21 protein-coding genes and 1 other annotated feature are annotated in these 21,557 nt (G+C 55.3%); of the genes, 6 read left to right on the top strand and 15 right to left on the bottom strand.

Annotated features, from left to right (window positions below; all coding sequences use genetic code 11):
• Positions 1 to 52 precede the first annotated feature (52 nt).
• On the bottom strand, positions 53 to 1,969 hold the full coding sequence (gene dnaK / locus BV390_RS19305) for a molecular chaperone DnaK (RefSeq protein WP_004857708.1): 1,917 nt from the start codon (positions 1,967 to 1,969) through the stop codon (positions 53 to 55).
• A gap of 439 nt (positions 1,970 to 2,408) precedes the next feature.
• Between dnaK and satP the strand changes: the two genes are divergently transcribed.
• A complete protein-coding gene (satP, locus tag BV390_RS19295) occupies positions 2,409 to 2,975 on the top strand; it encodes an acetate uptake transporter (RefSeq protein WP_004857706.1) in 567 nt (188 codons plus the stop codon).
• 47 nt (positions 2,976 to 3,022) lie between these two features.
• Here the strand turns inward: satP and BV390_RS19290 are convergent, their stop codons facing one another.
• The 3 genes from BV390_RS19290 to tal form a co-directional block, all read right to left on the bottom strand.
• A complete protein-coding gene (locus BV390_RS19290; RefSeq protein ID WP_032698194.1) occupies positions 3,023 to 4,333 on the bottom strand; it encodes an MFS transporter in 1,311 nt (436 codons plus the stop codon).
• 122 nt (positions 4,334 to 4,455) lie between these two features.
• Positions 4,456 to 5,043 (bottom strand): molybdopterin adenylyltransferase, encoded by a 588-nt coding sequence (mog, locus tag BV390_RS19285; protein WP_032689545.1) that lies wholly within the window; start codon positions 5,041 to 5,043, stop codon positions 4,456 to 4,458.
• A 110-nt stretch (positions 5,044 to 5,153) separates the two neighbouring features.
• Entirely contained in the window at positions 5,154 to 6,107 is a 954-nt protein-coding gene (tal, locus tag BV390_RS19280; protein ID WP_004857701.1) for a transaldolase, read from the bottom strand.
• Positions 6,108 to 6,311: 204 nt separating this feature from the next.
• Here tal and BV390_RS19275 point away from each other — a divergent pair, with 204 nt between their 5' ends.
• Both BV390_RS19275 and yaaA read left to right on the top strand, forming a co-directional pair.
• Positions 6,312 to 7,742 (top strand): alanine/glycine:cation symporter family protein, encoded by a 1,431-nt coding sequence (locus BV390_RS19275; protein ID WP_085397230.1) that lies wholly within the window; start codon positions 6,312 to 6,314, stop codon positions 7,740 to 7,742.
• A 77-nt stretch (positions 7,743 to 7,819) separates the two neighbouring features.
• Entirely contained in the window at positions 7,820 to 8,596 is a 777-nt protein-coding gene (gene yaaA, locus BV390_RS19270; protein WP_032698197.1) for a peroxide stress protein YaaA, read from the top strand.
• Positions 8,597 to 8,637: 41 nt separating this feature from the next.
• Here yaaA and BV390_RS19265 read toward each other — a convergent pair whose 3' ends face one another.
• The 7 genes from BV390_RS19265 to yjjY form a co-directional block, all read right to left on the bottom strand.
• On the bottom strand, positions 8,638 to 8,925 hold the full coding sequence (locus tag BV390_RS19265) for a DUF2502 domain-containing protein (protein ID WP_032697231.1): 288 nt from the start codon (positions 8,923 to 8,925) through the stop codon (positions 8,638 to 8,640).
• Between the two features lie 226 nt (positions 8,926 to 9,151).
• The gene (thrC, locus tag BV390_RS19260) at positions 9,152 to 10,438 is read right to left on the bottom strand and encodes a threonine synthase (RefSeq protein ID WP_032689549.1); all 1,287 of its coding nucleotides are present in this window, start codon (positions 10,436 to 10,438) and stop codon (positions 9,152 to 9,154) included.
• A gap of 3 nt (positions 10,439 to 10,441) precedes the next feature.
• Entirely contained in the window at positions 10,442 to 11,371 is a 930-nt protein-coding gene (gene thrB, locus BV390_RS19255) for a homoserine kinase (protein WP_032689550.1), read from the bottom strand.
• A gap of 1 nt (position 11,372) precedes the next feature.
• On the bottom strand, positions 11,373 to 13,835 hold the full coding sequence (thrA, locus tag BV390_RS19250; RefSeq protein ID WP_085397229.1) for a bifunctional aspartate kinase/homoserine dehydrogenase I: 2,463 nt from the start codon (positions 13,833 to 13,835) through the stop codon (positions 11,373 to 11,375).
• Positions 13,836 to 13,860: 25 nt separating this feature from the next.
• Positions 13,861 to 13,978, bottom strand: a sequence feature (Thr leader region).
• Positions 13,917 to 13,985, bottom strand: a complete 69-nt coding sequence (gene thrL / locus BV390_RS19245; protein ID WP_085397232.1) for a thr operon leader peptide — start codon at positions 13,983 to 13,985, stop codon at positions 13,917 to 13,919. It overlaps the preceding feature by 62 nt.
• Positions 13,986 to 14,197: 212 nt before the next feature.
• Complete coding sequence (locus tag BV390_RS19240; RefSeq protein ID WP_032689552.1) at positions 14,198 to 14,884, bottom strand: tRNA/rRNA methyltransferase; 687 nt, start codon at positions 14,882 to 14,884, stop codon at positions 14,198 to 14,200.
• A gap of 396 nt (positions 14,885 to 15,280) precedes the next feature.
• Positions 15,281 to 15,421: a YjjY family protein gene (yjjY, locus tag BV390_RS30770; RefSeq protein WP_049268126.1), complete on the bottom strand. Its 141-nt coding sequence runs from the start codon at positions 15,419 to 15,421 to the stop codon at positions 15,281 to 15,283.
• 95 nt (positions 15,422 to 15,516) lie between these two features.
• Between yjjY and arcA the strand changes: the two genes are divergently transcribed.
• A complete protein-coding gene (gene arcA, locus BV390_RS19230; RefSeq protein ID WP_002887843.1) occupies positions 15,517 to 16,233 on the top strand; it encodes a two-component system response regulator ArcA in 717 nt (238 codons plus the stop codon).
• Positions 16,234 to 16,320: 87 nt separating this feature from the next.
• Here the strand turns inward: arcA and creA are convergent, their stop codons facing one another.
• Positions 16,321 to 16,794 (bottom strand): protein CreA, encoded by a 474-nt coding sequence (creA, locus tag BV390_RS19225; protein ID WP_004857687.1) that lies wholly within the window; start codon positions 16,792 to 16,794, stop codon positions 16,321 to 16,323.
• A gap of 213 nt (positions 16,795 to 17,007) precedes the next feature.
• Here creA and robA point away from each other — a divergent pair, with 213 nt between their 5' ends.
• Positions 17,008 to 17,877, top strand: coding sequence for an MDR efflux pump AcrAB transcriptional activator RobA (gene robA / locus BV390_RS19220; protein WP_004857685.1), 870 nt, complete (start codon positions 17,008 to 17,010; stop codon positions 17,875 to 17,877).
• Here the strand turns inward: robA and gpmB are convergent.
• Positions 17,874 to 18,521, bottom strand: coding sequence for a 2,3-diphosphoglycerate-dependent phosphoglycerate mutase GpmB (gene gpmB / locus BV390_RS19215; protein WP_004857683.1), 648 nt, complete (start codon positions 18,519 to 18,521; stop codon positions 17,874 to 17,876). The two genes, robA and gpmB, sit on opposite strands and share 4 nt — an antisense overlap.
• Positions 18,522 to 18,634: 113 nt before the next feature.
• Here gpmB and yjjX point away from each other — a divergent pair, with 113 nt between their 5' ends.
• Positions 18,635 to 19,150 carry an inosine/xanthosine triphosphatase gene (gene yjjX / locus BV390_RS19210; RefSeq protein ID WP_032689554.1) on the top strand — a complete coding sequence of 172 codons (516 nt, stop codon included), beginning with the start codon at positions 18,635 to 18,637 and terminating at the stop codon, positions 19,148 to 19,150.
• Here the strand turns inward: yjjX and trpR are convergent.
• Complete coding sequence (gene trpR / locus BV390_RS19205; RefSeq protein WP_015585187.1) at positions 19,137 to 19,463, bottom strand: trp operon repressor; 327 nt, start codon at positions 19,461 to 19,463, stop codon at positions 19,137 to 19,139. The two genes, yjjX and trpR, sit on opposite strands and share 14 nt — an antisense overlap.
• Positions 19,464 to 19,616: 153 nt before the next feature.
• The gene (gene sltY, locus BV390_RS19200; protein ID WP_047663988.1) at positions 19,617 to 21,554 is read right to left on the bottom strand and encodes a murein transglycosylase; all 1,938 of its coding nucleotides are present in this window, start codon (positions 21,552 to 21,554) and stop codon (positions 19,617 to 19,619) included.
• Positions 21,555 to 21,557 lie beyond the last annotated feature (3 nt).

The following is a 21,557-nucleotide window of genomic DNA, read 5'->3' as shown; positions in this document are numbered from 1 at the left end:
CGGAGAGGAAACCTCTTCGCCCGTGCCAGTGTTTTACCCGTTCAAAGGGCGATTATTTTTTGTCTTTCACTTCTTCAAACTCGGCGTCAACGACATCGTCGTCTTTCGCGTTGCTTTCAGAAGCTTCAGCACCGCCAGCCTGCTGCTGAGCGTGTTGCTGCTGAGCAATTTCCATCAGCTTCTGGGAAGCCTGAGCCAGCGCCTGCATTTTCGCTTCGATGTCCGCTTTGTCTTCACCTTTCAGCGAAGTTTCCAGCGCGGTCAGCGCAGACTCGATGGCAGTTTTGTCGTCAGCCGGCAGTTTGTCGCCCGCTTCTTCAACCTGCTTACGCGTGCTGTGCAGCAGATGGTCGCCCTGGTTACGGGTCTGAACCAGCTCTTCGAACTTACGGTCAGATTCAGCGTTCGCTTCCGCATCACGAACCATTTTGGCGATCTCTTCTTCGTTCAGACCAGAAGAGGCTTTAATGGTGATTTTCTGCTCTTTACCGCTGTTTTTGTCTTTCGCGGACACGTGCAGGATACCATCAGCATCGATGTCGAAGGTGACTTCGATCTGCGGCATACCGCGCGGTGCCGGGTTAATCCCATCCAGGTTGAATTGACCCAGTGATTTGTTATCGGAGGCGCGTTTACGCTCACCCTGAATCACGTGGATGGTTACCGCAGACTGGTTGTCTTCTGCAGTAGAGAACACCTGGCTATGCTTGGTCGGGATAGTGGTGTTTTTGTTGATCAGCGCAGTCATCACGCCGCCCATGGTTTCGATACCCAGCGACAGCGGGGTAACGTCCAGCAGCAGAACGTCTTTAACTTCACCGGTCAGTACACCACCCTGAACCGCAGCGCCGATCGCCACAGCTTCATCCGGGTTAACGTCTTTACGCGGCTCTTTACCAAAGAACTCAGCCACTTTCTTCTGCACCATCGGCATACGGGTCTGACCACCGACCAGGATAACGTCCTGGATGTCAGACACGGAGAGACCAGCGTCCTGCAGAGCAACTTTCAGCGGCTCGATAGAACGGTTAACCAGATCTTCAACCAGGCTTTCCAGTTTCGCACGCGTCACTTTGATGTTCATGTGTTTCGGACCGGTGGCATCTGCAGTGATGTACGGCAGGTTCACGTCGGTCTGCTGAGCGGAAGAAAGCTCGATTTTCGCTTTTTCAGCCGCTTCTTTCAGGCGCTGCATGGCCAGCGGATCGTTACGCAGGTCAATGCCCTGATCTTTCTTAAACTCATCAACGAGGTAGTTGATCATACGGCTGTCGAAGTCTTCACCACCCAGGTGGGTATCACCGTTGGTTGCCAGAACTTCGAAGGTTTTTTCGCCGTCAACTTCGTCGATTTCGATAATAGAGATATCGAAGGTACCACCACCGAGGTCGTAAACCGCGATAGTACGGTTGCCGACTTCTTTATCCAGACCGTAAGCCAGTGCAGCGGCGGTCGGTTCGTTGATGATACGTTTGACTTCCAGACCTGCGATACGGCCGGCATCTTTCGTTGCCTGACGCTGAGCATCGTTGAAGTATGCAGGTACGGTGATAACCGCTTCAGTTACCGGCTCACCCAGGTAATCTTCAGCCGTTTTCTTCATTTTTTTCAGCACTTCAGCAGAAATCTGCGGCGGTGCCATTTTCTGACCTTTCACATCAAGCCATGCGTCGCCGTTGTCGGCGCCGATGATTTTGTACGGCATGATGGATACGTCACGCTGAACTTCTTCGTCCTGGAAGCGGCGACCAATCAGGCGTTTAATCGCAAACAGGGTGTTTTGCGGGTTTGTCACTGCCTGACGTTTAGCCGGCTGACCAACCAGAGTTTCACCATCCTGGGTATAAGCAATGATAGAAGGCGTGGTGCGATCGCCTTCGGCGTTCTCCAGCACACGTGCAGTAGTGCCATCCATAATCGCTACACAAGAGTTGGTAGTACCCAGGTCGATACCAATAATTTTACCCATCTAAACGTCTCCACTAAAAATTCGATCAACATGTGGTTGTAAACCTGTAATAAGGGCGAAACCTATGGTTTCAACTGCCCAGACATCATTTTTTTCAGGTTCATTCACTGCGGTTGACTACAAGATGGGGTCGCCCACCGCTTCCTCAAGGGGGCAAGCAAAAAAATTTTTCACTTTCTTGCCGGGTAAAGAAAGGAATAAAGAAGGCAGACTGAATAAACCGGTAAAAAAGCGGCTTTTATCGATAACCCGCGTCCCGCCGGGCGCCCCGTCCCCGCCTGCCGATAGCGAACGATCGCCATTTATCCGCGCCAGCGTAAATTGGCGAAAAATACCCCGCCAGATCATAGACAGTTACCCTCCGCCTCATTATGATGCCGCGCCCCGTCCCCGAGAGACGGGGTAATGCTTCCCTTTCTAATCATTATTCTGAGGAATTATGGGCAACACTAAGTTGGCTAATCCGGCACCGCTGGGCCTTATGGGCTTCGGCATGACCACTATTCTGCTTAATCTGGCAAATAGCGGCCTGTTCGCGTTTGATGTAGCTATCCTGGCGATGGGCATTTTTTACGGCGGTATTGCGCAGATTTTCGCAGGCCTGCTGGAATTTAAAAAAGGTAATACCTTTGGTTTAACTGCTTTTACGTCCTACGGCGCCTTCTGGCTGACGTTGGTCGCTATTCTTCTCATGCCGAAAATGGGCCTGGCAGAAGCGCCTGATGCGCACTTCCTGGGCATGTACCTCGGTCTGTGGGGAGTCTTCACGTTGTTTATGTTCTTCGGTACTCTGAAAGCCGCACGAATGCTGCAATTCGTTTTCCTCAGCCTGACCGTTCTGTTTGCGCTGCTGGCAATCGGCCACCTGGCAGATAATGAAGGTCTGGTAAAAATCGCGGGCTGGATTGGTTTAGTCTGCGGCGGTAGCGCTATTTATCTGGCGATGGGTGAAGTACTGAACGAACAGTTTGGTCGCACCGTACTGCCGATCGGCGCACCTCATTGATAAAAGATACCCTCGTCCCGACGGGCGAGGGTATTGCTCGCGGAACGTTAAGGCAGGCGCTGCAACTCCCCTCCTGCGGCAGCCACTTCACGGTCCATCCCCTGGCGCAGCCAGATCCCTAATCCCAGCCCCATCAGCGAAAGTGCCAGCACGTACCACGCAGGTGCCATCGGCGAAACCCCCATCAGCATGGTCACGGCAATCGGCGTCAGGCCGCCAAAAATGGCGTAAGAGACGTTATATGAAAAGGAAATGCCGGTAAAGCGAACCTCCGCCGGGAAAGCGCGCACCATGACGTAAGGCACGGCGCCCACAACCCCAACGCACAATCCCACCGTGCCATACAGCAGGAACAGCTGCTCGGGACTGCTGCCGGAAAGGTGATAGAACGCCCAGCTGGAGACCGCCAGGAGTAAACTGCCGACGATGAAGGTGCGACTGGCGCCAAAACGATCCGCCGCCAGCCCCGCCAGCAGACAACCGATGCAGAGCATAATGGTGGCAATACTGTTGGCCTGCAGGGTGATCGCCGGGGCAAAACCGTAGTGCTTTTGTAGCCAGACCGGTGACATGAGGATCACCACCACCACGCCGGCGGATAACAGCCAGGTCAGCAGCATGGAGACCACCACCGCTTTCTGGTGTTTCAGCACCACCGATTTGACCGGCAGCTCCTGCGCTAACGCCTTACGCTGCTGCATTTCGAGAAATATCGGCGTCTCCTGCAGCCAACGACGCAGATACATGGCCACCAGACCAAATACGCCGCCTAACAGGAAGGGAATACGCCAACCGCCGTCGTGAATCCCCTGTGGCGTCAGGCTGGTATTAATCAGCGTCGCGACCACCGATCCCAGCAGAATGCCAACCGTCAGGCCGGCAGTGAGGGTGCCGCAGGCGATACCAATGCGCTTTTCCGGCACATGTTCGGCGACAAAAACCCAGGCGCCGGGGACCTCCCCTCCGATAGCCGCCCCCTGCAGAATGCGCATCAGCAACAGCAGCAGCGGCGCGGCAATGCCTATCGACGCGTAGGTCGGCAGCAGACCAATCGCCAGCGTCGGCAATGCCATCAGCAGAATGCTCAGGGTGAACATCTTCTTGCGCCCGACCAGATCGCCGAAGTGGGCCATGATAATGCCGCCCAGTGGACGCGCCAGGTAGCCCGCGGCAAAGATGCCGAAGGTCTGCACCTGGCGCAGCCATTCCGGGATGTCCGCCGGGAAGAACAGTTCGCCAACGACGGCGGCGAAGAAGACAAAGATAATGAAATCATAAAACTCCAGCGCGCCGCCAAGGGCGGCCAGCGTCAGGGTTTTATAATCTTGTCGATTCAGAGGTCGGGTATGTTGTGACATAACGAGCAATTCATCCAGAGGTGTGTAGGTGTCATCACGGAATGTGTAAAGTAAAAAACACTATATCGTAAATAAAACAGCACACCACCGACAATGCAGGTTATGTCAGGAAAGCATCAAATTCAGGATAAAGTTTCGCGTCTCGCGCTTTTTGGGCGAAAAGCCGCTACAACTTCCGCGTTCGTCTCCACATACGGCCCCTCCAGCAGCTGTACACAATAAGGTACACTTGCGAAGATCCCGTGCACCAGAACCTTGCCGTCCGCATCTTTAACGCCTTCAAGGGTTTCCTGAATGGCTTTCGGCTGGCCCGGCAGATTCAAAATCAGCGCCTGCTTGCGGATAACGCCAACCTGACGAGAAAGGATAGCCGTCGGAACGAAGTGTAGGCTAACCTGGCGCATTTGCTCACCAAACCCCGGCATAACGCGGTCAGCTACGGCCAGGGTGGCATCCGGCGTCACGTCGCGTCGGGCAGGACCGGTCCCGCCGGTAGTCAACACCAGATGGCAAGCCATCTCGTCAACCAGCTCACACAGCGTTTGTTCGATAATCACCTGTTCGTCAGGGATCAGACGGGTCTCGAGCTCAAAGGGGGTCGTCAGCGCACGCGCCAGCCACTCTTCAAGTGCCGGGATGCCTTTATCCTGATAGACGCCGCTGGAGGCGCGATCGGAGATGGAAACTAAGCCGATTCGTAAGGTATTCATCGTTATTCCGTTCAAACTGTACAATTAGACGGAATGATACACGCTGGAAGGAAATACAGACAGAGTTCAGGAGAAGTAGCGTGACCGGGAGCCCGGCCACGCCCAAATGATTACAGCAGGTCGCCGATCATTTTTTCCAGTTTTTCCTGGTCGATAGCAAACTTACGGATACCTTCCGCCAGCTTGTCCACCGCCATCGGATCCTGGTTGTGCTGCCACAGGAACTGGGCTTCGGTGATGCGTTCCGGACGTGCTTTCACTTCGCCGCTGAACGCCAGTTTACGTTCGATAGCCCCTTCGCTTTCCGCCAGCTCTTTCAACAGAGCCGGAGCGATAGTCAGGCGATCGCAGCCAGCCAGCTCAAGGATTTCACCGACGTTACGGAAGCTTGCGCCCATTACGACAGTTTCATAACCGTGCTGCTTGTAGTACTCGTAAATCTCACTGACGGAAACGACGCCCGGATCTTCAGCCGGCGCGTACTCTTTCTTATCGGTGTTCGCTTTGTACCAGTCGAGAATACGGCCAACGAACGGAGAGATCAGGAATACACCCGCCTCAGCACAAGCGCGAGCCTGAGCGAAGGAGAACAGCAGAGTCAGGTTACAGTTGATGCCTTCTTTTTCCAGCTGCTCGGCGGCGCAAATACCCTGCCAGGTCGAAGCCAGTTTAATCAGAATGCGATCGTTGCCGATGCCCGCATCGTTGTACAGTTTGATGATGCGCTTCGCTTTCGCGATAGATGCCTGGGTGTCATAGGAGAGGCGCGCGTCAACTTCGGTCGAAATACGGCCTGGAATCAGCTTAAGAATTTCGAGACCAATGTTCACCGCCAGCTTATCGGAAGCATCGATAATCTGCTGAGCGCGATCGCTGCTCTGGCCGCGGGCCCACTCGACAGCGTCATCAATCAGCTTACGGTACTCAGGAATCTGAGCCGCACCGAGAATCAAAGAAGGGTTAGTCGTGGCATCCTGAGGCTGATACAGCTTCATTGCCGCAATATCTCCGGTATCAGCTACGACAGTGGTGTACTGACGCAGAGAAGTCAATTTATCCGTCATGATAGTGTTTCTCTTAAACAGCAGTTAAGGGGATGTAACCGGTCTGCCAAGATGATAACACGCTGCATGTTCAGCGCAACTGCGGACCATGCAAGAGCGCAGAGTGTGATAAACTGGATGAATTAATTCTCTGAAAGCTAAGGGATTGTCACTTGAATTGGTAACGCTTACACTAGCGTTCCGGCATGGACAAGAGGATGGTTAATGCCTGATTTTTTCTCTTTTATCAATGAAATACTCTGGGGCTCGGTAATGATTTATCTGTTACTGGGCGCCGGCATCTGGTTTACCTGGCGAACAAAATTCATTCAGTTTCGTTATGTTCGCCAGTTTGGGAAAAGTCTAAAGAAAAGCCTCCAGCCTCAGCCCGGCGGGTTAACCTCTTTCCAGGCCCTGTGCACCAGCCTCGCGGCGCGCGTGGGCAGCGGCAACCTGGTCGGTGTCGCGCTGGCTATCTCCGCCGGCGGACCCGGCGCCGTCTTCTGGATGTGGGTTTCTGCGCTGCTCGGCATGGCCAGCAGCTTTGCCGAATGTTCTCTTGCCCAGCTCTACAAAGAACGCGATGCCCACGGGCAATTTCGCGGCGGCCCGGCCTGGTATATGTCACGGGGTTTAGGAATGCGCTGGATGGGCATCGTGTTTTCTATCCTGCTCCTGCTGGCTTATGGGGTTATTTTTAACACCGTGCAGGCCAACTCTATTGCGAAAGCGATGACCTATGCCTTTGACCTTCCTGCTATCGTTACCGGCTGCGCGCTGGCACTGGTGATCCTGCTGGTTATCGTACGGGGTTTGCGGGGCGTGGCGAAGCTATTGCAGTGGATTGTGCCGCTGATGGCTCTGCTTTGGGTGACCACCAGCCTGCTGATTGGCCTCTGGCACATTACGGCGCTGCCGGCCATTTTCGAGTCCATTTTCCGCAGTGCGTTCGGCTGGCAGGAGGCCGCCGCCGGCGCAGTGGGCTATACCATCAGCCAGGCGCTCACCAGTGGCTTTCAGCGCGGTATGTTCTCGAACGAAGCGGGGATGGGGTCAACGCCTAACGCCGCGGCGGCAGCGGCTTCCTGGCCTCCGCATCCGGCTGCGCAGGGGATCGTGCAAATGATTGGCGTCCTCATCGATACGATAGTTATCTGCACCGCCAGCGCCGTCATCATCATGCTGGCGCCGCTGGACGAGGCGGAAGATGCCGTGAATGGTATCCAGAGTATCCAGCATGCCATGACATCACTGGTCGGCGGCTGGGGGGCGGGATTCGTGGCAATCGTCGTGCTGCTCTTTGCCTTCAGTTCTATCGTCGCAAACTACATCTATGCTGAAAATAACCTGATATTTCTACGTATTAACAGCCCTCGTCATATCTGGGCGCTACGACTCCTCACCCTGATCATGGTCATCACCGGCGCGCTGGTCGGTTTGCCGGTTGTCTGGCAACTGGCGGATACCATCATGGCGCTGATGGCCATCACTAACCTGACCGCTATTTTACTGCTGTCGCCTACGGTACGGATCCTGGCCAGTGATTATCTCAACCAGCGACGGCTGGGCGTGCGGCCGACCTTTGACGCCACGCGCTACCCGGAAATTAACCAGCAGCTGGCGCCAGGTGCCTGGGATGAGCTGCCGCGTGAATAGCGCGGCAATCGCAGCTATCGATCCCACCGCGGTGTTTTTTTGTTAAAGTCACGGAAAATCCCCTGCAAGGACCGGATATGCTGATTCTTATTTCACCTGCCAAAACACTCGACTACCAAAGCCCGCTGGCCACAGCACGCTACACCCAGCCTGAGCTGCTGGAATATTCCCAGGAGCTCATCGGCGTCGCGCGCCGGCTATCGGCGCCGCAGATCGGCAAACTGATGAGCATCAGCGATAAGCTGGCGGATCTGAATGCGACCCGCTTTCATGACTGGCACCCGGACTTCACGCCGCAAAACGCGCGCCAGGCGATTCTGGCTTTTAAAGGCGATGTTTATACCGGACTGCAGGCGGAAAGCCTCAGCGAAGACGATTTCGATTTTGCTCAACGGCATTTGCGTATGCTTTCCGGCCTCTACGGCGTGCTGCGCCCGCTGGATCTGATGCAGCCCTATCGTCTGGAAATGGGAATTAAGCTGGAAAATAGCAGAGGCAAAGATCTCTACCAGTTCTGGGGCGAAGTGATTACCGATAAACTCAATCAGGCGCTGAAAGCCCAGGGCGACGATATCGTGATTAACCTGGCTTCTGACGAATACTTCCGGTCGGTGAAGACAAAACAGTTGCAGGGTAGAATCATTAAGCCCGTGTTCCTCGATGAGAAAAACGGTCAGTTTAAAGTGATCAGTTTCTATGCCAAAAAGGCGCGCGGGTTAATGAGCCGCTATATCATTGAAAACCGTTTAACCCAGCCTGAGCAGCTAACCCGTTTCAACAGCGAAGGCTATTTCTTCGACGCCGAAGCCTCCGCTAAGAAAGATGAGATGGTCTTTAAACGTCACGAACGCTAATCCCCTTCCCGGCCGCCCTCGCGGCGACCGGGACGGAAGATTTAGTGATGGCGCCAGTCACGATCCGGGCCGCGGCCACGATCGTGGTCATCATGATGATCATGGCGATGTTCATCATGTGCGCGCCAGTGGTTATCGCGCCAGTCGTAATGACGGCCCCACCATTCGTGGTCGCGCCAATGACCGCCGTCCCAGTAGTTACCGTAATTGTCGCGATCGCCAATTTGCAGTTTGACTGCCGGCACCAGCGTTATTTCCGATGCGTGGACCACCGCAGGAGCCACCAGCGACATCGAAAGCGCAAGGATCACAGACTTCAGCGTTGACATAGGTTTACCCTTCATTAACAGTCCCCGCACGGGGGCGATAACCAAAGATTACCCCTGAGCAACACCGCGGGTTATTCTCCGCAATCCTAATCTTTGCCCCCCGGCATTTATTGGTAATTCATCCATTTTCCCTGCCTTTTTTCTGCATAATTCCTCCTTTTTCGCCGATAAAAAAGCCGGGCGTTGAGGCCCGGCCTGAGAACATCATACGGCGATAAAAGTCCCGTTATGCTTTGCCCATCATCAGCTGGCGCAGCGCGGCAAAATCCGCCGGCAGATTATGCGACAGCAGCGGCAGATCAGCGCGATCGGCCAGCTCTTTCGGCAGCGGCAGCGTCTGCTGGAGGATCTCCTCGACGCTCTCCTTGAACTTCGCCGGGTGCGCGGTACCGAGGAACAGACCGTATTCGCCCGGCTGCAGCTGGTCGCGCAGCGCGCGCCAGGCGATGGCCGCGTGCGGCTCTGAGGTGTAGCCAATGGCTTTCAGCTCGCGCATCGCCTGTTTGGTGGTTTCATCGTCCACGGCTGCATAGCCCAGCTCGTTCAGACGCCAGACTTTGCGACGGAACAGCTCTTCCACGCGCGGCCAGTTGTTCGGCTGACTGACGTCCATCGCGTTAGACAGCGTCGCCTGGGTCGCTTTCGGCGCCCAGTTGCCGTCCTGCAGGAAACGCGGCACGGTATCATTGGCGTTGGTGGCGGCAATAAAGCGCTTAATCGGCAGGCCTAAAGACTTCGCCAGCAGACCGGCGGTCAGATCGCCAAAGTTACCGCTCGGCACGGAAATGACCAGCTGGTTGCGGGCTTCCTGCGGCAGCTGTGCGACCGCTTCGAAGTAATAGCAAATCTGCGCCAGCAGACGGCTGATATTGATGGAATTCGCCGAGTTCAGGCCCAGAGCGACCTTCAGTTCTTCATCGTCAAAAGCCTGTTTTACCAGCGCCTGACAGGCATCGAAGTCGCCATCAATCGCCACGGTTTCAATGTTGCCACCCAGGGTGCAGAACAGTTTTTCCTGCAGCGGGCTGATCTTGCCGCGCGGATACAGAATAACGACTTTGACATTCGGCAGGCCGTAAAACGCATGCGCCACTGCCGCGCCGGTATCCCCGGAGGTGGCGGTCAGAATCGTCACCGGTTTGTCGCCGGCGATATGAGTCAGCATCTGCGCCATAAAGCGGCCGCCGAAATCCTTAAACGCCAGCGTCGGGCCGTGGAACAGCTCCAGACAGCCGATATCATCCTGCACCTTGCTGACCGGAGCCGGGAAGGTGAAAGCGGCGGCGATGCGCTCTTTGAGGATCTCCTGCGGGATCTCGTCGCCAATAAAGGCCGACAGAATTCTGGCGCTACGGGAGGCCAAATCCATCTCCAGCATGTCGTCAATTTCAGTCAGGCTAAATTCCGGCAGGTCGTGCGGAAAGAACAGCCCCTGTTGCTTGCCAAGCCCCTGCGTCACGGCCTGCGCAAAGCTGACCTGTTCGTTATGATCTTTTAAATTATAGAGTTTCATTGGTTATCCCACTACTCGTGCGCCCGCCGTATCCAGCCGGCAAATATGAACGAAGCCTTCCTGATTCTGCAGATAATGCGTGCCCAGCCAGTCCGCAACGCGCTGCGCGGTTTCCGGCTTATCGCACAGCGCAAACAGCGTCGGGCCAGAGCCTGAGATGCCGCACGCCTGCGCACCGATCTCCATCGCCGCCTGACGCGCTTCGCTGAAGCCCGGCAGCAGTTTGGTGCGATACGGTTCGGCAATCACATCTTTCATCAATTTCGCTGCCAGCTGCGGCTGGCGGGTGTAGCAGGCATGAATAAAGCCCGCCAGATGACGACCGTGAGCGATACAGTCCTGGCGGCGATACTGCGCCGGGAGGATGGCACGCGCTTCCGCCGTCGAAACTTTAATTCCCGGATAAGCCAGTACCCACAGCCATTCGTCGAAACCCGGAACCTGCTGGCTGATGATGCCATTCTCTTCAATCATCAGCTGCATGCCGCCCAGGTAGCAGGGCGCAACGTTGTCATAGTGGATACTGCCGGAAATACGCCCTTCCATCTCCCCCATCAGCGCCAGCATACGCATCTCATTCAGCGGCTTACCGCAGAATTCATTCATCGCCACCAGCGCGGCGACGACAGAGCAGGCGCTGGAACCGAGCCCGGAACCAATCGGCATATTTTTTTCCAGCACCATCGACACCGGAACTTTTTTGCCGATCTCCTGGCAGAAACGCTCCCAGCACTGGTAAACAATGTTCTCCTGCGGCACGGAGGGCAGCTTGCTGGCAAAGCGGCCAACGTTTTGCAGGCTGAAGCTGTCCGCCGCCTCGACCGAAACGTTGTCCCCCAGCAGGGTGCCATCGACCGGCGTTACCGCCGCGCCCAGCACATCAAACCCGACGCTCATATTGGCACTGGAAGCCGGGGCATATACTTTGACCATCTTAAACTCCTAACTTCCATGACAGGGTGCGCAACAGGTCAGCAAACACACCGGCCGCCGTGACGTCGTTACCTGCACCATAGCCGCGCAGCACCAGCGGCAGCGGCTGATAATAATGGCTGTAAAAGGCCAGGGCGTTTTCACCATTTTTCACTTTGTACAGCGGGTCGTTACCGTCAACGGCGGCAATTTTCACGCGACAGGTCCCATCCTCTTCGATGTTACCGACGTAACGCAAGACTTTACCTTCATCACGTGCCTGGGCAACCCGGGAGGCAAACTCGTTATCCAGCGAAGGCAAGCGCGTCATAAAGCTCTCAACGTCGCCGCTGGCATCAAATTGTGCAGGCAGTACCGGTTCGACGACAATGTCAGACAGCTCCAGCTCACGGCCGGTTTCACGGGCCAGAATCAGCAGCTTGCGCGCAACATCGACGCCTGAAAGGTCGTCTCGCGGATCCGGTTCGGTATAGCCCATCTCGCGCGCCAGCGTTGTTGCCTCAGAGAGATTCATTCCCTCATCCAGCTTACCGAAAATAAACGACAGGGAGCCGGAAAGAATACCGGAGAAGTGCAGCAGCTCATCGCCGGCGTTCAGCAGGTTTTGCAGATTTTCAATTACCGGCAGACCGGCGCCAACGTTGGTGTCGTAGAGGAATTTACGTCGCGAACTGCTGGCGGCATGGCGCAACTGATGGTAGTAATCCAGCGAAGAGGTATTGGCCTTTTTGTTCGGCGTCACCACGTGGAAACCTTCGCGCAGGAAATCGGCGTACTGATCGGCGACCGCCTGGCTGGAGGTACAGTCGACGATAACCGGGTTCAGCAGATGGTACTCCTTGACCAGGCGAATCAGACGGCCCAGGTTCAGCGACTCTTTCGCTTCGGCCAGCTCCGCGCGCCAGTTCTCGAGATTCAACCCGTGCACGTTAGTCAGCAGGGCCTGTGAATTCGCCACGCCGCAGACGCGCAGGTCGATATGTTTGTTCTTCAGCCAGCCCTGCTGACGCTTGATCTGTTCAATCAGCGCGCCGCCGACACCGCCGACACCGATAACAAAGACCTCAATGACCTGATCGGTGTTGAACAGCATCTGATGGGTCACGCGCACCCCGGTGGTCGCATCATCATTGCTGACCACCACGGAGATAGAACGCTCTGAAGAGCCCTGGGCAATCGCCACGATATTGATATTAGCGCGGGCCAGCGCGGCGAAGAACTTCGCCGAGATGCCGCGCAGCGTGCGCATACCGTCACCCACCACGGAGATAATCGCCAGACGATCCATGATCGATAGCGGCTCCAGCTGGCCCTCTTTCAGCTCCAGATAGAACTCATCTTCCATTACCCGTTTTGCGCGCGCGCAGTCGCTCTGCGGTACGCAGAAACTGATGCTGTATTCCGATGACGACTGGGTAATCAGCACAACCGAAATTCCGGCGCGGGACATGGTGGCAAACACGCGAGCGGCCATACCGACCATGCCTTTCATCCCCGGGCCGGAGACGTTGAACATCGCCATATTATTGAGGTTGGAGATGCCTTTGACCGGCAGACCGTCTTCATCAAGGCTGGCGCCGATCAGCGTACCTGGCGCCTGCGGATTACCGGTATTCTTGATCAGGCAGGGAATCTGGAACTGAGCGATAGGAGCAATGGTGCGCGGATGCAAAACTTTCGCCCCGAAGTAGGATAGCTCCATCGCTTCCTGATATGACATCGACTTCAGCAGACGCGCATCGGGAACCTGACGCGGGTCGCAGGTATATACCCCATCGACGTCGGTCCAGATTTCACAACAGTCGGCGCGCAGGCAGGCGGCCAGCACGGCAGCAGAGTAGTCTGAGCCATTGCGTCCCAGCACCACCAGTTCCCCTTTTTCGTTACCGGCGGTAAACCCGGCCATCAGCACCATATGGTCGGATGGAATATGGCTGGCGGTAATGCGGCGGGTCGATTCAGCGATATCGACAGTGGATTCGAGGTAATGGCCAACGGCCAGCAGTTTTTCGACGGGGTTAATCACGCTAACTTTGTGACCGCGTGCTTCCAGCAGCCCCGCCATCACGGCGATAGACAGCTTCTCGCCGCGGCAAATCAGCGCGGCGTTGACGCTATCGGGGCACTGACCAAGCAGGCTGATACCGTGCAACACGTGTTTAATCTGGGCAAACTCTTGCGCGACAAAGGCTTTCAGCTGTGCCAGCGGGAACCCCGGTTGCGCGTCGGCGAGGCCCTGCAGCAGTTCAGCAAAAATGCGTTCAGCGTCGGAGATATTGGTGAGCGCGTCCTGGCCGCCGATGGTTTTTTCAATCATTGCGACCAGATGGTTGGTAATTTTCGCCGGGGCAGACAGGACGGTTGCTACCTGCCCCTGCCTGGCATTGCTCTCCAGAATATCGGCAACCCGCAGAAAACGTTCTGCATTTGCCACTGATGTACCGCCGAACTTCAACACGCGCATGGTTGTTACCCCTAGATTTTTTGTCGAAAAAAAAGCCCGCACTGTTCAGGTGCGGGCTTTTTTCTGTGTTTCCTGTACGCGTCAGCCCGCACCGTTACCTGTGGTAATGGTGATGGTGATAATGGTTGTCAACATGCTGATGCGTTTCATGGATGTTGTGTACTCTGTAATTTTTATCTGTCTGTGTCCTGTGCCTATATTGGTTAAAGTATCTGCCGGTTTAAGTCAACGAATTTTTACATTTCACCCGTTTCACTGCAGCGGGTCAATGCGCCACAATGACCTGACAATTCACCTGAATTTTCGATACACCGCGCTTGATACTGGCAGATATAACCATACTTAAAACTTATATCAGAACTTTACTCTGGCAGGTTTTTTTCAATGTCGTGCAGTAATCGGTGCAACATTGCCGTGTCTCGCTGCTCTAAAAGCCCAATTCGCTGCTGGAGCCAGTCGGTCAGTTTGAGGTCTTCAGCCACGCCCAGTCGGGTCAATAAATCGAGCGCCCGCAGACGCAATGCCTGCAGCTGATTTTCATCGACGCTGGCAGAAACGGCCGACGCCTGCTGAACCAGGGTACTCAATTGATAGCAATAGACCATCACCGACTGCCCTAAGTTAAGCGAAGGATAGTCGGCCACCATCGGCACGCCTGTCAGCACATCGGCAAGAGCCAGCTCTTCGTTAGTAAGTCCGGAATCTTCCCGACCAAAGACCAGCGCCGCATGGTTCATCCACCCGGCTTTCTCCGCCATCAGCGGCAGCAGCTGCTGCGGCGTGGCGTAGTAATGGAAACGCGCCCGGCTACGGGCCGTTGTCGCCACGGTAAAGTCAACGTCATGCAGCGCCTGTTCCAGCGTTGGATAAGTGCTTATGTTATCGAGAATATCTCCGGAACCATGCGCAACCCAACGCGCCGCAGGCTGAAGGTGGGCATCGCTGTCAACGATACGCAGGTCGCGAAAACCCATCGTTTTCATCGCGCGTGCCGCCGCGCCAACGTTTTCTGCCCTGGCCGGGGCGACTAATACAATAGATACGTGCATGCTGGCTCTCTTCTACTCTCTCACGCGGCGAAAATGAAAATTATCCCCATTTTACGCGGCGAAAATTTACAAATTTGCAACAAAAATCACTAAAATTGCGCGTTATTACCCATAAAAAAGCCTAAACTGTTTCCAACGAACCACGGGACGGAGTATGTTAACAGAACGCATTTATCCATATGTTTGCCAATGATATTTGTCGCAACCGCGCTGAACGTTCATTGGATTCAACATGTTTATCAATTTACCAGCGCAACCATTTGAGCAGTGTAAGATTTGTGACTATAAATAGCATTTCAATGCAATGATTTCACAAGACTGTTAACGTGCTACAATTGAATTTGATATATGTCAACGAAGCGTAGTTTTATGGGGTGTTCAGCCTCTCTTAGCCTGTTATATTGCTGTTAAAATGGTTAGGATGACAGCCGTTTTTGACACCGTCGGGTCCAGAGGGAAAGTACCCACGACCAAGCTAATGATGTTGTTGACGTTGATGGAAAGTGCATCAAGAACGCAATTACGTACTTTAGTCATGTTACGCCGGGCATGTTAATTTGCGACATGTACCAGGCAGGTCAGGGACTTTGGTACTTCCTGTTTCGATTTAGTTGGCAATTTAGGTAGCAAACATGCAGACCCCGCACATTCTTATCGTTGAAGACGAGTTGGTAACACGCAACACGTTAAAAAGTATTTTCGAAGCAGAAGGTTATGATGTGTTCGAAGCGACCGATGGCGCGGAAATGCATCAGATCCTGTCTGAAAATGATATCAACCTGGTGATCATGGATATCAACCTGCCAGGTAAAAATGGTCTCCTGTTAGCGCGTGAACTGCGTGAACAGGCTGACGTCGCGCTGATGTTCCTGACCGGCCGCGATAACGAAGTTGATAAGATTCTGGGCCTCGAAATCGGCGCTGATGACTATATCACTAAACCGTTCAACCCTCGTGAACTGACCATTCGCGCACGTAACCTCCTCTCCCGTACCATGAATCTGGGTACCGTGAGCGAAGAGCGTCGCAGCGTAGAAAGCTACAAGTTCAACGGCTGGGAACTGGATATCAATAGCCGTTCGCTGGTCAGCCCGAATGGTGAGCAGTACAAGCTGCCGCGCAGTGAATTCCGCGCGATGCTGCACTTCTGCGAAAACCCGGGCAAGATCCAGTCACGTGCTGAACTGCTGAAGAAAATGACCGGCCGTGAGCTTAAGCCGCACGACCGTACCGTTGACGTGACCATCCGTCGCATTCGTAAGCATTTCGAGTCTACTCCGGATACTCCGGAAATCATCGCCACGATTCACGGCGAAGGTTATCGCTTCTGCGGCGACCTGCAGGAATAACATTCGTTTTCCTGCTCCCGCAACGTAAAAACGGCGCTTAATGCGCCGTTTTTTTTATGTGCGAATCGGATGCTACGATGCGCCGCGTTATTTATTCCACGGCATGATAGGCACGGCGCTGAGCGCATTCTTCGGTGAACCGTCAACGACTTTATCCGAATAGCTCAGGTAGATCAGCGCATTACGTTTGCTATCGTAAAAACGGACCACCTGCAGCTTTTTAAACACCAGCGAAGTACGTTTCTGGAAAACCACGTCGCCCTGCGACTTACCGTTTTTGATTTTATCGTTCAGTTCGATCGGCCCTACCTGCTGGCAAGAAATTGCCGCATCTGACGTATCTTCCGCCAGACCCAGACCACCCTTAATCCCGCCGGTTTTCGCCCGGCTGATATAGCACGTCACGTTCTGCACATCCGGATCGTCGAAGGCCTCAACGACGATTTTATGATCCGGACCAAAGAATTTGAATACGGTATCTACGGAGCCAATTTGTTCCGCCTGTGCCACCTGACATCCCGCCAGTAAAAGCAGCCCCGCAACTAACCTCTTGTATTTCATATTGTTACCATTTTCTTAAAATTTTGCTGAGCGATGATTATAGACTCAGCGGAAAAGGTTTATAGATCACAGCGTTACCAAAACAGCTAAAAAACCTGCTGACAAATCGCATTTATAAGCAAAAAAAACACTGAATGCTAAAACATCAAAAAATGCTATTATCCGCTACCTTACTTAGTAGCAGGCACCTGAGTTTAAGGATGAGGACATTTTATGGATCAAGCAGGGATTATTCGCGATCTCCTTAGCTGGCTGGAAGGTCACCTGGATCAACCGCTCTCACTAGATAATGTGGCAGCCAAGGCCGGTTATTCCAAGTGGCATTTGCAAAGAATGTTTAAAGACGTGACCGGCCAAGCCATCGGTGCCTATATTCGCGCTCGCCGTTTATCAAAATCAGCGGTCGCCCTGCGCCTGACCGCCCGCCCGATTCTCGACATTGCGCTACAGTATCGTTTTGACTCGCAGCAGACCTTCACCCGCGCGTTTAAAAAGCAGTTTTCGTTAACGCCGGCGCTGTACCGCCGCTCTCCTGACTGGAGCTCTTACGGGATGCGTCCCCCGCTGCGCCTGGGTGAATTCACGATGCCGCAGCATGAGTTCGTCACCCTGAGCAATACCCAGCTGATTGGCATCACTCAGAGCTACACCTGCAAGCTGGAGGAAATCTCCGACTTCCGTAACCAGATGCGCGTTCAGTTCTGGCGTGATTTCCTCGGCAATTCACCGTCGATTCCGCCCACGCTGTACGGTCTGCACGAACCGCGTCCTAGTCTCGAGAAAGATGACGAGCAAGAGGTCTTCTACACCACTGCGCTGACGCCGGAGATGGCCAACGGCCACCTGCACAACTCCCATCCGATCATTCTGGAAGGCGGCGAGTATGTGATGTTCACTTATGAAGGGTTAGGAAGCGGACTGCAGGAGTTTATCCTGACGGTGTACGGCACCTGCATGCCAATGCTGAACCTTACCCGCCGCAAAGGTCTGGATATCGAACGCTTCTTCCCTGAGGATGAAAGCCGGGATCAAGAAACGCCGATTCAGCTGCGTTGCGAATACCTGATCCCGATTCGTCGTTAACGCTGTAGTTCATCCATCGCGGGGGCGTCAAGATGCGACACATCCCCCGCGGTTTCCACGACCCAGCCCGATGCCAGCCACAGACTCTGCTGATAATCAACGCGAGAAATTGAGCAGTTACGCAGACGCAGGCGGCGTTCCGCGTGTGCCGGCAGCCCCAGAATCGTACTGACCAGACAGCCCAGCGCAATACCGTGGCTCACCAGCAGCGGCCGGCTTCCGGCAGGCAGTTCCAGGCAGGACGCCAGTGCCGCGTGCATACGCTCGCTCAGCTCCAGCATCGACTCCCCCTGTGGGATACGGCCGTCCGGGGTCCCATCAACCAACCGGCGACGCCACTCTTCTTCTTCCTCGCTCAGCGAGTCGATATGACGTTTTTCAAGAACCCCCATATCCAGCTCACGCAGCCGTGAATCAAGGATGACATCGCAACCGCAGGCTTCCGCGATAATCTCTGCCGTCCGGCGCGTGCGCCCCAAATCGCTGGCAATGATATGCGTAATGCCCAGCGTTCTGGCACGTTCGCCGACCTGCCAGGCCTGGCGCTCGCCGTGAGGGGTTAACGGGCTGTCTGACTGGCCCTGAATGCGCCGCTCGGCGTTCCACTGCGTTTCGCCATGGCGAACAAGGTGTACCTGTAACATGCTATTTTTCCGTTCTGTGCTCTTCACAATTTCGGTTGCCGGCGTCGCGCGCTGCAACGAAAACGATTTGGAGTATACTGCGATGACGTAAATTTATTCTGAGTTGTTTGATTATGCACCATGTTGTCTCAGCTACCACTAATCCCGCCAAAATTCAGGCAATTCTACAGGCTTTTAACGAGATCTTCGGCGAAGGATCCTGCCACATTGAGTCCGTCTCCGTCGAGAGTGGCGTGCCGGAACAGCCGTTTGGTAACGAGGAAACGCGTGCTGGCGCACGAAACAGGGTCGCCAATGCGCGCGCCGTGCAGCCAAATGCCGACTTCTGGGTCGCCATTGAAGCTGGGATCGACGAAGGCAGCACTTTTAGCTGGGTAGTGATTGAGGATCATCATCAGCGCGGCGAAGCGCGCTCGGCGACGCTGCCGCTGCCGGCGGTGATTCTGGAAAAAGTGCGTGCCGGGGAAGCGCTAGGGCCGGTGATGTCACAGCATACCGGCATCGATGAAATTGGCCGTAAAGAAGGGGCTATCGGCGTCTTTACCGCCGGGAAGCTCACGCGCAGCAGCGTCTACCACCAGGCGGTAGTACTGGCATTAAGCCCGTTCCATAACCTTATTTACCGTTAAGCAGCGCCTGCTCCAGCCACTGTCGCAGCTCGGGTGGCGCGGATTTCAGACTGTTAGAACCACGGGTAATGGTGGCAATCCCGGCGCCGAGCTCGCTTTTGAGCTCGCGCTGGCTCATCTCGCCACGCAGCAACTCTTCAATGATCCGTACGCGCGTGCCCAGCGCCTCGCGCTCGTCGGGCGTCAGCATTAATTGCAGCAATGGTAGATGCAGATCGTCGGCGTACGCCTGCTGGAGTAACGCCACAAAGCGAAGCCATTCCTGATGACGCTGTTCGGCTACAGCCGCTGAATAAGGGGATTGTTGGGTCATGTTACGCCGCCATGTTGAGACAGGCGACCAAGGCCGCCTGTCGAATGTACTCATTAACGAGTACAAAGCATAACATACTCCGGTCAATACTCTATGGGTTTCGCGTAACAGCGCGGCGTTCAGCCCGTTTTGTCACGCGCAATCCGCTGAGTATCAGTAACGCTGCTGCCACTCTGCATCGCTCAGCATGGGGGCTTTCTGCCCCATAAAGTAACGGTAATAGGCATCGTAGGAGAGCACGTTCTTCACATAACCCCGTGTTTCCGAGAACGGGATACTCTCGATAAATGCCACCGCATCGATTCGCCCGGCGCTATTGCCCTGCCAGGTTCGAACCCGCCCCGGACCGGCGTTGTAGGCCGCGGAAGCATAGATGCGGTTATTGCCAAACTGCTGGTAAACATACTGCAGATAGCTGGTGCCGATATTGATATTGGTCGCGGGATCCAGCAGCTGCGACGGGCTGCTGTAGCCAGGGATACTGAACATACTCACCGTATGGGTCGCCGTACCCGGCATGATTTGCATCAGGCCGCTGGCGCCAACCGGAGAGCGGACTTTCGGGTTCCACGCGCTCTCCTGGCGAGCAATCGCCATCGCATAGCTCTGCGGGATAGCTTTGCCGCTGATATAGCGCGCGAAGAGATCGTTGTAGGCCAGCGGGAAGCGTTCTTCCAGCTGGTCCCACAGCTTCCCGGCGATGGTCGCCTGAACGCTGAGATCCCACCAGTGCTGGTTGAATGCATAGCGCGCCAGCTGCGCCTGCTGATCTTTCGTCCGGCTGGTCACCAGATTTGCCCATTCGCTACGGGCGGTGTTGTCCATATTCCAGTACATCAACTCGCGTACCCGGGCCATTTCCGGCCCGGAGGTCAGCGCAGGATCGAGATTCTCTGGCGCTTTATCGATCCGGAAGGTGAAATCCTCTCCCAGACGCTGAGCGGCAATCATCGGGTAGAACCCGCGCTGCTGCATCAACGAACGGAGGATCGCTTTTGCTTCGTCGTCACGCCCGCGCTCCAGCAGCAGATCCGCCTGCCAATAGCGCCACTCATCTTTCTCTTTCGCTTCCATCGGCAGGCGCGCCAGCCAGGTATTCAACCCGTGGCGGTCCCCGGCGCCCAGCGCCATTCGCACCCGGCGCTCTACTAGCGCAGTGGATTGCGAGCGCATAATAGCGTCATCGCGCCAGACGGCCTGCTCTTCGGTCACATCGTTGCCCATCAGGCGCCAGGCAACGATATCCCGCAGCTCCTGGGTTTGATCTTCATTCAGCTTCTGTGCCTGCACCAATGACGGAATCATCAGCCGGGCGTTTTCGACATCCTGGCGCGCCACGCTGGCGAAGGCCACCGCCGCCATCTGGCGGGTGAAGTCCGTCGCCCCGGTGGTGCGGGCGAAGGTCATCACGGTATTCGGATCGTTTGCCAGCGCCACCACCGCTGATGAAATCGTCTGGTATTCAGGCGGCATCTGCTGCGCCAGCACGCTAACCAGGCCGGTGTTACCCGCCTTCATCGCCAGGCGGATACGCTCAAGATATGCCAACGGATCCTGCTTGCCGGAGGAACGCCAGGCGCTAAACAGCGCATCGCAGGCATTAGGCTGGCTTTTACCGCTCAGCCACAGCGTTTTCGCGCCGTCCCAGGCTTCCTGCGCCTGGCCCACGCTCAGCTTCGCATAGTAGTAATTACATTGCGCTTCGGTGCTGGCGGGTTTTTCCGGGCTAAACGCCAGCAGTCCGCTCCAGTCGGTACGCCGCGCCAGCTCGTTAACAAAGCGCGATTTCAGGGTGCGCGCCGGCGGCAGCGTCGGGTTCGCTTCAATGAAGTTTTTCACCACCAGCGTCGGCTGGTTCATCAGATCGTCGGTGATCTGCCGGTACTGAAGATAGGGGTACAGCGGATAGGTGGTCAGCGTAGGCATAAGCTGTTCGACAACGGACATCTGCCGGCTATCCCATGCCTGCTTAATTTGAGCGTAGCGGCTGCGCTGTTCATCCAGTGAATCCGCATGTGCCAACTGGCTGAGCGTCAGCAGACTCACGCTGGCCGCCAGAAGACGCCATGCCATCGTTTTGGCTTTTTCCACAAG

The sequence above is a fragment of the Klebsiella sp. YJ genome (genome assembly GCF_002108615.1).
Classification (GTDB): Bacteria; Pseudomonadota; Gammaproteobacteria; order Enterobacterales; family Enterobacteriaceae; genus Klebsiella; species Klebsiella planticola.
This window is presented reverse-complemented; position numbering and strand designations above follow the sequence as displayed.